This is a genomic window from Pseudomonas sp. S1_E05 (genome assembly GCF_056337105.1).
On sequence record NZ_JBFRHM010000001.1, the window covers coordinates 6,283,384 to 6,295,087 of the forward strand.

General features: G+C 61.9%; 10 protein-coding genes. 9 read left to right on the forward strand and 1 reads right to left on the reverse strand.

Going from position 1 to position 11,704, the window contains the following annotated elements; translation table 11 throughout:
- The first annotated feature begins 22 nt into the window (after window positions 1-22).
- The 8 genes from AB4N33_RS29120 to AB4N33_RS29155 all read left to right on the forward strand — a co-directional run bounded on the left by AB4N33_RS29120 (window position 23) and on the right by AB4N33_RS29155 (window position 7,115).
- Window positions 23-208, forward strand: a complete 186-nt coding sequence (locus AB4N33_RS29120; protein WP_187677807.1) for a Trm112 family protein — start codon at window positions 23-25, stop codon at window positions 206-208.
- Complete coding sequence (gene kdsB, locus AB4N33_RS29125; protein WP_476458766.1) at window positions 205-969, forward strand: 3-deoxy-manno-octulosonate cytidylyltransferase; 765 nt, start codon at window positions 205-207, stop codon at window positions 967-969. The genes AB4N33_RS29120 and kdsB overlap by 4 nt, the downstream gene beginning before the upstream one ends.
- Window positions 969-1,430 carry a low molecular weight protein-tyrosine-phosphatase gene (locus AB4N33_RS29130; protein WP_460121904.1) on the forward strand — a complete coding sequence of 154 codons (462 nt, stop codon included), beginning with the start codon at window positions 969-971 and terminating at the stop codon, window positions 1,428-1,430. Before kdsB ends, AB4N33_RS29130 begins: the two co-directional genes overlap by 1 nt.
- Complete coding sequence (gene murB, locus AB4N33_RS29135) at window positions 1,427-2,446, forward strand: UDP-N-acetylmuramate dehydrogenase (protein WP_460121906.1); 1,020 nt, start codon at window positions 1,427-1,429, stop codon at window positions 2,444-2,446. The genes AB4N33_RS29130 and murB overlap by 4 nt, the downstream gene beginning before the upstream one ends.
- A gap of 316 nt (window positions 2,447-2,762) precedes the next feature.
- Entirely contained in the window at window positions 2,763-3,233 is a 471-nt protein-coding gene (locus AB4N33_RS29140) for a (2Fe-2S)-binding protein (protein WP_460121908.1), read from the forward strand.
- Entirely contained in the window at window positions 3,230-5,551 is a 2,322-nt protein-coding gene (locus AB4N33_RS29145) for a xanthine dehydrogenase family protein molybdopterin-binding subunit (protein WP_460141125.1), read from the forward strand. Before AB4N33_RS29140 ends, AB4N33_RS29145 begins: the two co-directional genes overlap by 4 nt.
- A complete protein-coding gene (locus AB4N33_RS29150; protein ID WP_476458767.1) occupies window positions 5,551-6,525 on the forward strand; it encodes an XdhC family protein in 975 nt (324 codons plus the stop codon). The genes AB4N33_RS29145 and AB4N33_RS29150 overlap by 1 nt, the downstream gene beginning before the upstream one ends.
- Window positions 6,522-7,115: a nucleotidyltransferase family protein gene (locus AB4N33_RS29155; protein WP_460121913.1), complete on the forward strand. Its 594-nt coding sequence runs from the start codon at window positions 6,522-6,524 to the stop codon at window positions 7,113-7,115. Before AB4N33_RS29150 ends, AB4N33_RS29155 begins: the two co-directional genes overlap by 4 nt.
- Window positions 7,116-7,316: 201 nt before the next feature.
- On the opposite strand, the gene rne is transcribed toward AB4N33_RS29155, so the two are convergent.
- The gene (rne, locus tag AB4N33_RS29160) at window positions 7,317-10,511 is read right to left on the reverse strand and encodes a ribonuclease E (protein ID WP_476458768.1); all 3,195 of its coding nucleotides are present in this window, start codon (window positions 10,509-10,511) and stop codon (window positions 7,317-7,319) included.
- A 701-nt stretch (window positions 10,512-11,212) separates the two neighbouring features.
- Between rne and AB4N33_RS29165 the strand changes: the two genes are divergently transcribed.
- Window positions 11,213-11,704, forward strand: a 492-nt coding sequence (locus AB4N33_RS29165) for a pseudouridine synthase (protein WP_476458769.1), incomplete at its 3' end; no start/stop codon positions are given.

The following is an 11,704-nucleotide window of genomic DNA, read 5'->3' on the forward strand; positions in this document are numbered from 1 at the left end:
CGTTGTTCTCCAGGGAATGCTCATGGACACCAAACTGCTCGACATCCTCGCTTGCCCGATCTGCAAGGGCCCGCTCAAACTCAGCGCCGATAAAACCGAGCTGATCAGCAAGGGCGCCGGCCTGGCGTACCCGATTCGCGACGGTATCCCGGTGATGCTTGAAACCGAAGCCCGCACCCTGACCACCGACGAGCGCCTGGATAAATGACCACCGCCTTCACCGTCGTCATTCCATCTCGTTATGCCTCCACCCGTTTGCCGGGCAAGCCGCTGTTGCTGATTGCCGGCAAGCCGATGATCCAGCACGTCTGGGAGCAGGCGAGCAAGAGCAGTGCCCAGCGCGTGGTGGTGGCGACCGACGATGCGCGCATCGTCGAGGCTTGCAACGGCTTTGGCGCCGAAGTGGTGTTGACCCGTGAAGACCACAATTCCGGCACTGACCGTCTCGCCGAAGTCGCCAGCCAACTCGGCCTGGCGCCCGACGCCATCGTGGTCAACGTCCAGGGTGACGAACCACTGATCCCGCCGAGTGTGATCGATCAGGTCGCCGCCAACCTGGCCGCCCACACCGAAGCGCGCATGGCCACCCTGGCCGAGCCGATCGAAGACGTCCAGACCCTGTTCAATCCCAACGTGGTCAAGGTGGTCAGTGACCTCAACGGCCTGGCGCTGACGTTCAGCCGTGCGACCCTGCCCTGGGCCCGCGATGCCTTCGCCAAAAGCTGCGAGCAATTGCCTGAAGGCGTGCCGTATCGCCGTCACATCGGCATCTATGCCTACCGCGCCGGTTTCCTGCATGACTTCGTCAGTTGGGGCCCGTGCTGGCTGGAAAACACCGAATCACTGGAACAACTGCGTGCCCTGTGGCATGGCGTCCGGATTCACGTGGCCGACGCGCTGATCGCACCGCCGACCGGTGTCGACACCCCCGAAGACCTCGAACGCGTTCGTCGCCTGCTGGAGGGCTGATGCGCGTTCTGTTCGTCTGCCTGGGCAACATCTGCCGCTCGCCGACAGCCGAAGGCGTGTTGCGCCATAAACTGCGCGAAGCGGGGCTGGCCGATCAGGTTGAAGTGGCCTCGGCCGGCACTGGCGACTGGCACGTCGGCAAAGCACCGGACAAACGCAGCCAGGCCGCCGCCAAGCAGCGTGGCTACGACCTGTCCGCCCAGCGCGCCCAACAGGTTACTCGCGCCGATTTCGCCACTTATGACCTGATCCTCGCCATGGATCACAGCAACCTGCGCAACCTCAAGGCCTTGCAACCAGCCTCGGGTAAGGCCGAGCTGGACCTGTTCCTGCGTCGCTACCCGTCGGAGATCGACGAAGTCCCGGACCCGTATTACGACGATCAGGGTTTCGAACGCGTGCTCGACCTGATCGAGCGCGCCAGTGATCAGTTGGTCATCGAATTGAAGGGGCGGTTATGAGTTTGCGGGTACAGCGCGAGGTTTCCCTCAAGCCGTTCAATACTTTTGGCGTGGATGTCCGGGCCCGGTTGTTTGCCGAGGCTCACAGCGATGCCGATGTGCGTGAAGCCCTGGCTTATGCCGCACAGCAGGACGTACCGTTGCTGGTGATCGGCGGTGGCAGCAATTTGCTGCTGACTGCCGATATCCAGTCGCTGGTGCTGCGCATGGCCAGCCGTGGCATTCGCATCCTGAGCGATGACGGCAGTCGTGTTGTCATCGAGGCCGAGGCCGGCGAGCCTTGGCATCCGTTCGTTCAGCACACCCTGGCCCAGGGATTGTCGGGGCTGGAAAACCTCAGCTTGATTCCCGGCACCGTCGGTGCCGCGCCCATGCAGAACATCGGCGCCTATGGCGTGGAGATCAAGGACGTGTTCGCCGGGCTGACCGCGCTGGACCGCCAGACGGGTGAGCTGCGCGATTTCAATCTGGACGAGTGCAACTTCGCTTACCGCGACAGTCTGTTCAAACAAGAGCCCGGTCGATGGTTGATCCTGCGGGTGCGGTTTGCCTTGAATCGCGTCGCGCATTTGCACCTGGAATACGGCCCGGTGCGTCAGCGCCTGACTGAGCAAGGCGTCGACCAGCCCACCGCCACCGATGTCAGCCGGGCGATCTGCAGTATTCGTAATGAAAAGCTGCCGGATCCGGCCGTCCTCGGCAATGCCGGCAGCTTCTTCAAGAACCCGCTCGTCTCGGCCGCACTGGTTGCGCAGCTCAAGGGTCAGTACCCCGATCTGGTGGCGTATGCACAACCGGACGGGCAGATGAAACTGGCCGCCGGGTGGCTGATCGAGCGTGCAGGTTGGAAGGGATTTCGCGACGCCGATGCTGGCGTGCACAAGGCGCAGGCGCTGGTGCTGGTCAACTACGGCGAGGCGACGGGCCTGCAATTGCTGAACCTTGCGCAGCGCATCCAGAAAGACATTGCAGAACGTTTCCATGTTGAGCTGGAAATGGAGCCTAACCGGTATTAGAGATGCAGCGGCAAGCTTCGAGTTGCAAGCTGCAAGCTACAATCAGGTGTGTGAGTTTTGCTGTCTTGCTTCTACTTGAGGCTTGCAGCTTGAAGCTTGCAACTAAAAGCCCTGCCCTGCAGGGCTTTTTTGTTAATACTGGGTTAACTTAGTCAGCTAACGATAACCCTCATTTGTTCCATAAAAGGCCCGGTTCAGACGCTCGCGTCTGCACAAGAGAGCCTGTTAGCCTGAGCCGATCTGCGTGATGCCAACCGCTGTCAACCAGCGGCAGATTGCTCGACCCCATAACCTTTATAACTATGCGGGCGTGCCCATGATTACCCTGAAACTCAATGGTCAAGACCATCAGCTCGATGTTACTGAGGACATGCCGCTCCTCTGGGCTATCCGCGACGTGGCGGGATACAACGGCACCAAATTCGGCTGCGGCATGGGCCTGTGCGGCGCTTGCACCATCCACATCGAAGGCTCGCCGGCGCGCAGTTGCATCACGCCCATCGGCTCCGTGGTGGGCCAGAACATCACCACCATCGACAACCTGCACGCGGACCCGGTCGGGCAAGTCGTCCAACAGGCCTGGCTCGACAGCGCCGTGGCCCAATGTGGTTTTTGCCAGGGCGGGCAGATCATGTCGGCGACTGCACTGCTCAAGACCAACCCCAATCCAAGTGATGAGCAGATTGAAGAGGCGATGGTTGGCAACCTTTGTCGCTGCGGTACCTACAACCGAATCAAGACCGCGATCCGGCAGGCATCCACTCACCTGAAGGAGGCCAAGGCATGAGCCAGTTACCCAATGATTTTGCCCTGAGCAACCTCAGCCGCCGTGGCTTCCTCAAGGGCGTGGGCGCCACCAGTGCTCTGGTGGTTGCAGCGAGTTGGGGGTGGCAGGATGCGTTCGCCGCCGACGAAGAGAAAAAATTCGGCGCCGAGGGCATGCCCAACGGCTGGATCGATGATCCCAAGGTCTACGTCAGCATCGCCGCTGATGGCACGGTGACGGTGGTGTGCAACCGCTCGGAAATGGGCCAGGGCGTGCGCACCAGCCTGACCATGGTGGTGGCCGACGAGCTGGAGGCCGACTGGGCCCTGGTGAAAGTGCAGCAGGCACCGGGCGACGAAGTGCGCTTCGGTAACCAGGACACCGACGGCTCGCGCAGTATGCGTCACTGGTACGAGCCGATGCGCCGCTGTGGCGCGGCTGCGCGGACCATGCTGGAACAGGCGGCCGCCGATCAGTGGAAAGTCCCGGTCGGCGAGTGCCATGCGCAATTGCACAAGGTCATCCATAAGCCGTCCGGTCGAGAGCTGGGTTATGGCGCCCTGGCCGCCGCTGCTGGTGCACTGGCCGTACCGGCCCGCGACAGCCTGCGGCTCAAGCAGCCATCGGAGTTCCGCTACATTGGCAAGGAAGGCACCCGTGCAATCGATGGCGCAGACATCGTCAACGGTCGTGCCATCTACGGTGCCGATGTCCATTTCGAGGGCATGCTCTACGCCACCATCGCTCGCCCGGCGGTCTACGGCGGCAAGGTCAAGTCGCTGGACGACAGCGCGGCACTGAAGGTCCCCGGGGTGATCAAGGTCCTGCAAATCGAAAGCCGACCATTGCCCTCTGAATTCCAGCCGTTGGGTGGCGTGGCCGTGGTTGCCAGCAACACGTGGGCGGCGATCAAGGGGCGTGAGGCACTGAAAATTGAATGGGATGACGGCCCCAATGCCAGCTACGATTCGATTGCCTACCGCAAGGAACTGGAAGCGGCGTCCCTGAAACCGGGCAAGGTCGTGCGCAATACCGGCGACATCGACAAGGCTATCAGCGGTGCCAGCAGCACACTGGAAGCCTCCTACTATTTGCCGCACCTGGCACAAGCGCCGATGGAACCGATGGTCGCCATTGCCCGCTTCAAGGATGGCATTTGCGAAGCCTGGGGACCGAGCCAGGCGCCACAGGTCACCCGCGAGCGTATTGGTGAACGGCTGGGTATCGGGTTCGACAAGGTGACCTTCAACGTCACCCTGCTCGGTGGCGGGTTCGGGCGCAAATCCAAACCGGATTTCATCATTGAAGCGGCCGTGCTCGCCAAGGAATTTCCTGGCAAGGCGGTGCGCGTGCAGTGGACCCGCGAAGACGACATCCATAACTCCTACTTCCATACCGTCTCGGCGGAATACCTCAAGGCCGGCCTGAACAAGGACGGCCTGCCGTCCGGTTGGCTGCACCGTACCGTTGCACCGAGCATCACCGCGTTGTTCGCACCGGGCATGAACCACGAAGCGGCCTTCGAATTGGGCATGGGTTTCACCAACATGGCCTACGCGATTCCCAACGTACGCCTGGAAAACCCTGAAGCCGTGGTGCACACCCGAGTGGGCTGGTATCGCTCCGTGTCGAACATTCCCCACGGTTTTGCCATCCAGAGCTTTGTCGATGAACTGGCGCACAAGGCTGGCGAAGACCCGCTCAAGTACCAGGTCAGGTTGCTCGGCCCGGATCGCCAGATCGATCCGCGCACCTTGAGTGAAGAATGGAACTACGGCGAATCGCCCGAGCGTTATCCAATCGACACCGGACGCATGCGTACCGTGCTGGAAACCGCCGCCAAAGCTGCCGGTTGGGGGCGACAGTTGCCGAAGGGGCGTGGGCTGGGGCTGGCGGTGCATTACAGTTTCGTCACCTACGTCGCGGCGGTGATCGAGGTCGAAGTCAAGGACGATGGCACCCTGATTGTGCACAAGGCTGATATCGCGGTGGATTGCGGTCCGCAGATCAACCCCGAGCGGATTCGCTCGCAATTCGAGGGGGCCTGCGTGATGGGGCTGGGCAACGCGGTGCTGGGGGAAATCAGCTTCAAGGACGGCAAGGTCCAGCAGGACAACTTCCATATGTACGAAGTGGCGCGCATGTCCCTGGCGCCGAAGGAAGTCGCGGTGCATTTGGTCACTCCACCGGGCGAAGTGCCGTTGGGCGGCGTCGGCGAGCCGGGCGTGCCACCGATAGCGCCGGCACTGTGCAACGCGATCTTCGCGGCGACCGGCAAGCGCATCCGCAATTTGCCGGTACGTTACCAATTGCAGGGTTGGCAGAAGGCTGACGTTTGATGGACAGCGTCGATCTGAATGTCTTGCACAGTGTATTGCAGTGGCGTCAGGCCGGTCAGCGGGTGATGTTGTACAGCGTCGTCCAGACCTGGGGTACCGCGCCCCGGGCCCCTGGCGCCATGCTGGCCTTGCGCGAAGACGGCGTGGTGATTGGTTCGGTGTCCGGTGGCTGTATCGAGGATGACCTGATCACCCGCCTGCACGATGGACGGATTACGCCAGACGGGCCGCCCGTGCAGTTGATCACCTATGGCGTGACCCAGGAGGAAGCGGCCCGCTTCGGTTTGCCTTGTGGTGGGACCTTGCGCCTGACCGAGGAACGCGTGGGGGATCCCGCCTGGGTCGCCGAGTTGCTGGCACGTTGCGAGGCTCATGAAATCGTCGCCCGCACTTTGGACGTCGCCACCGGTGAGGTGCGCTTGCAGTCAGCGGGCAAGAGCGAGGTGCTGAGTTTCGACGGACACACGTTGCGCGCGATCTACGGCCCACGCTGGCGTTTGTTGTTGATCGGCGCGGGCCAGTTGTCCCGGTATGTGGCCGAGATGGCGCGCCTGCTGGATTTCGAAGTGCTGATTTGCGATCCGCGCACCGAATTCGTCTACGGCTGGGAGGAACAGCACGGGCGCTTTGTCTCCGGCATGCCGGATGAAGCGGTGCTGAACATCCAGACCGACGAGCGCACAGCCATCGTGGCGCTGACGCATGATCCTCGCCTGGATGATATGGCGCTGCTGACGGCCCTCGATTCCAGGGCTTTTTATGTGGGTGCGTTGGGTTCGCGGGTCAACAGCCAGAAACGTCGAGACAACCTGGCTCAGCTAGGCTTGTCTCAAGCGGCCATCGGACGGTTACATGGCCCGATCGGTTTGCACATTGGCAGCCATTCCCCGGCGGAGATCGCGTTGTCGTTGCTGGCTGAAATCGTCGCGATCAAAAATGGCATCGAGTTGAAGCAGAAAAAGGAAAGTGCATGAACGAGTCCATCGGCGTCATCGTCCTGGCTGCGGGGCAGGGCACCCGGTTCCGGCAGGCAGCGGGTGGTGCTCGGGACAAGTTGCTGGCTGACTGCGCCGGGCGCGATGGCGCCGTGCGTTCGGTGATCGAGCAGGTGCTGATGAGTGTGCCGGCTGGACTGACGAAGCGCGTGCTGGTCACCACCGAAGACCGTCCACAAGTCATCCGCATGGCCCAGGCCTATGGTTTCGAGATTGTCCTGATCGAGTCCACCGGCATGGGCGACAGCATCGCGGCCGGGGTCGCGGCCTGTCCGCAGCTCGCCGGGTGGCTGATTGCCTTGGGCGATATGCCGTTCATCCTGCCGTCCACCTTCGAGAAAGTGCTGACGGGGGTGACGGATGATGGGATCAGTGTGCCTGTGATCAACGGCGAGTATGGCCATCCCGTGGGATTTGGGCGTTCGTTCGGTCCTGGGTTGATGGCGCTGTCGGGAGACCGTGGCGCCAAACCGTTGTTCGTCCCGGCGAAGGTGGCTGAGGTGCCAGTGGATGATCCTGGAGTGTTGTGGGATGTGGATGTCCCTGAGGCATTAGTCTTCGCCGGGTAGATCGACACCCTTGTAGGAGCGAGCTTGCTCGCGATGGTGGCCCAGCTATCGGTGACCTCCCAGCTACCCCGCGTTATCGTTAACGACCATCGCGGGCAAGCCCGCTCCCACAGGTGGACTGCGTACCGGGGCACCGCAGGCATTCAGACATAAAAAAGCCCCGCCTGGCGTCACCAGGCGGGGCTTTCAGTTGCTGCAGGATCAGGCGAGCGGTTTAGGCTCGTGTTCCTTTTCCTCGGCTTCGTGTTGCACCACGGCTTCCTGAACGGAGCGCGGAGCTTCGTGGATCACCGATTCGGTAGCCTCTTCAGCGATCGGGGCAGGGGCCTCGACCACTTCAGCAGCAACCGGTGCTGGCTCTTCGACCGCAACCGCTTCAACGGGAGCAGCAGCGGCGGCCAGTTCGGCTTCCTTCTGCAGACGCTCTTCCTCGCGCTTGCGACGACGCACTTCACGTGGGTCATTCGGCGCGCGGCCGCTTGGAGTCAGTGCGCTGGCTGGAGCCGCTTCGACAACGGGTGCCGGTGCCTGGGTAACCACCGGGGCCTCTACCACGGGGGCTGGTTCGGCAGCTACCACCACAGGTTCGCTGACCATGGCTTCGGCAGTTTCCGGCTCGGCGACTGGCGCTGGCACTTCGACAACAGCTGGTTCGGCCACCCAGTTGAAGGCGGTTTGTTCTTCACGAACTTCGCGCACCGTTTCGGTCACGGTTTCAGCCGCGACTTCGACGGCTGGCTCGGCAACCACAGCCGGCGCTTCTTCCACAACCACCGCAGGCTCTGCAACTGCTTCAGCTTGCGGTAGGGCTTCAGACTGCGCTGGAGCCACTTCGATTTCCGGAGCGGCGGTCACTTGCACGGGCGTGTTCGCTTCAACGACCGGCGCTTCGACTGGGGCAGTCTCAAGCGTGGCGGCAGTGGCGCGTTCGGCTTGCTCGTTGGCCTGTGCTTCGGCCGGAGCGCTGATCACGGTGCTGGCGACAGCGGCGGTGACCGCCAGGCCAGCGGCCAGGTCGGCGGCGCTTGGTGCTTCGCTGCCTTCGGTGGCTGGCGACTCTTCCGAGCCTTCGATCACGTTGCCGTCGGCATCGCGTTGACGCTCGCGACGGTTGCTGCGACGACGCTGGCCACGGGAACGACGACGTGGACGATCACCTTCGGCGCCTTCCTGACCGTCTTCACCCGGTTGCTCTTCGTTGCCGGTCAGTTCTTCTTCGGCTACGGCAGCAGCGGCTTGTTCGGCACGCGGTTGACGCTCTTCACGCGGTGGGCGTGGAGCGCGCTCTTCGCGCGGCTGACGGGCCGGACGTTCTTCGGTGGCGGCAACTGCAGCGGTTTCCGGTGCAACGGTATCCAGAGGTTCACGCAGTACACGAACCCGCTCTTCACGCTCGCCACGCGGCTTGCGGTCTTCGCGAGGGGCGCGCGGTGCACGTTCTTCACGCGGGGCGCGTGGTGCGCGTTCTTCGCGAGCGGCCGGTGCTTCTTCACGGGCTTCGCGCGGTTCACGTGGCGCGCGCTCTTCGCGCGGTGCACGTTCTTCGCGAGGTTTGCGTTCTTCATCGCGGCGACCGTTACGGTTGCGGCTTTGCTGACGGCCGTTACGACGCTCTTCGTTGCGTGCTGGACGCTCAGCGGCTGGCTTTTCAACCACGGCCGGGGCAGCAGGCTCTTCCTTGGTCGCGAACAGGCTGACCAACGACTTCACCAGGCCCTTGAACAGGCTTGGCTCTGGCGCGGCAACCGGGGCCGCTACCGGAGTGGCAGGGACTTCGGTTGGAACCGGAGCGTTGGCGCGGGCTGGAGCCGTCTTGACCGCAGCTTCCTGGCGAACCAGGGTGCGGGTCGCAGCAGCCGGTTGGACTTCTTCGACTTCGGCCGCGGCCGCAGCGATTTCGTAGCTGGACTGGCTGTTGGCGGCTTCCGGGCTGTCATCGCGAAGACGCTGGACTTCAAAATGCGGCGTTTCGAGGTGATCGTTCGGCAGAATGACGATACGGGCACGGGTGCGCAGTTCGATCTTGGTGATCGAGTTGCGTTTTTCGTTGAGCAGGAAGGCTGCAACCGGAATCGGCACCTGGGCGCGGACTTCGGCAGTGCGGTCTTTCAGGGCTTCTTCTTCGATCAGGCGCAGGATCGCCAGGGACAGCGATTCAACATCACGGATGATGCCGGTGCCGTTGCAGCGCGGGCAAACGATGCCGCTGCTTTCACCCAGCGATGGGCGCAGGCGCTGACGGGACATTTCCAGCAGGCCGAAGCGCGAGATGCGACCGACTTGCACACGAGCGCGGTCGGCTTCCAGGCATTCGCGGACTTTTTCTTCCACGGCGCGCTGGTTTTTGGCAGGGGTCATGTCAATGAAGTCGATGACGATCAGGCCGCCGATGTCGCGCAGGCGCAACTGGCGGGCGATTTCTTCGGCCGCTTCAAGGTTGGTCTGCAGGGCGGTTTCTTCGATGTCGCTGCCTTTGGTGGCGCGCGCCGAGTTGATGTCGATTGACACCAGGGCTTCGGTCGGATCGATGACGATGGAGCCGCCGGAAGGCAGTTCAACGACGCGCTGGAAAGCGGTCTCGATCTGGCTCTCGATCTGGAAACGGTTGAACAGCGGTACGCTGTCTTCGTACAGCTTGATCTTGCTGGCGTACTGCGGCATTACCTGGCGAATGAAGGTCAGGGCTTCGTCCTGTGCTTCAACGCTGTCGATCAGCACTTCGCCGATGTCCTGGCGCAGGTAATCACGGATGGCGCGAATGATGACGTTGCTTTCCTGGTAGATCAGGAATGGCGCGGAACGATCCAGCGAGGCTTCCTTGATGGCGGTCCAGAGTTGCAGCAGGTAATCGAGGTCCCACTGCATTTCTTCGCTGCTGCGACCCAGGCCGGCAGTGCGCACGATCAGACCCATGTCGGCGGGGGCAACCAGGCCGTTCAGGGCTTCACGCAGTTCATTGCGCTCTTCGCCTTCGATGCGACGGGAGATGCCGCCGGCACGCGGGTTGTTCGGCATCAGGACCAGGTAACGGCCAGCCAGGCTGATGAAGGTGGTCAGGGCGGCACCCTTGTTGCCACGTTCTTCTTTTTCGACCTGGACGATGACTTCCTGGCCTTCGCTCAGGACATCCTTGATGTTGACGCGGCCTTCAGGTGCCTTCTTGAAGTATTCGCGGGAGATTTCCTTGAGGGGCAGGAAGCCGTGGCGCTCGGAGCCGAAATCGACAAAGGCGGCCTCCAGGCTCGGTTCGATGCGAGTAATCCGGCCTTTGTAGATGTTGGCCTTCTTTTGCTCGCGTGCACCGGATTCGATGTCCAGGTCGTAGAGGCGTTGGCCATCTACCAGTGCAACACGCAACTCTTCGGGTTGAGTTGCGTTAATCAGCATTCTTTTCATGTAGTACCGTCGGTTTCCGGGCTGCCGGAAACGGCGTTCGGCACACACGACTTCTCACGGTCGGTGTCAGGTGCGTCGGGAGTGGTTGGCCAATCCCGTGTCCAGCGAGGTCCGGCCAATGTGGGCCTTCGTCGCGACGTACGCGTCCTGCTTGCTGTGGCTACTTAAGCACTCAGTCAGGAGGAGGAATCAACCGGCGGCTGTGGACGAGATGAAGCGTCTTGGGAAAGCCTATTGCTACACAGTCCAGCGGTTGTGCATCTCCACCCTACACGTATCCCTGATAATTCGGGTGCTGCCGCGCGCAGAATCCGCAGCGGGTTGGCATTTACCGTGAGCTCCGAAAGGGGAGGTCACGCATCATGGCTAATTTAGGCGTTGTTTCCGAAGCCTTCGCTCGGGGTCATCCGCAGCCGACTGCACTTTGTGAACTGGCCGTGAATATGGCTCGCGTGGCGAGTGAAAAACTCTGCTTTGCGGCGTGATTCAGGCCTCATGTCACCTGCGCTCGTTACAGCTGCAAACTCCACCGTTACGTAGCGAAAGCCCCGTAGGACGGCCTCGCGTCCTGGTGAATTGCTTTGGTCAGGGGCGGTTTTTGACCGCTAATCCGCTGTCCAGGCCGCTTTTGGCGGCGTTCGCGACTATAGCAGTAATGATTAAGTGCTTCAATTCCATAAAAAATTGATATCATCCGCGCCATGACGACTACTGCCCCCTCGACTCCAGGCGTTCAACTGCTTGAGGTCTCGCCGGAATATGCCGGCCAACGTATTGATAACTTCCTCCTCGCCCGACTCAAAGGCGTGCCCAAGACCTTGATTTATCGCATTTTGCGCAAGGGCGAAGTGCGCGTGAACAAAGGTCGGATCAAGCCCGAATACAAGCTGCAGGCAGGCGATATTGTGCGCGTGCCGCCGGTTCGCGTGCCTGAGCGCGACGAGCCGATGCCGGTCGCTCAAGGGCTCTTGCAGCGCCTCGAGGCGTCGATTGTCTTTGAGGACAAGGCACTGATCGTGATCAACAAGCCCGCCGGGATCGCAGTTCACGGCGGCAGCGGCTTGAACTTCGGTGTTATCGAGGCCTTCCGTCAGTTGCGCCCCGACGCCAAGGAGCTGGAGCTGGTTCACCGCCTGGATCGGGACACTTCCGGGCTGCTGATGATCGCCAAAAAACGCAGCATGTTGCGCCAC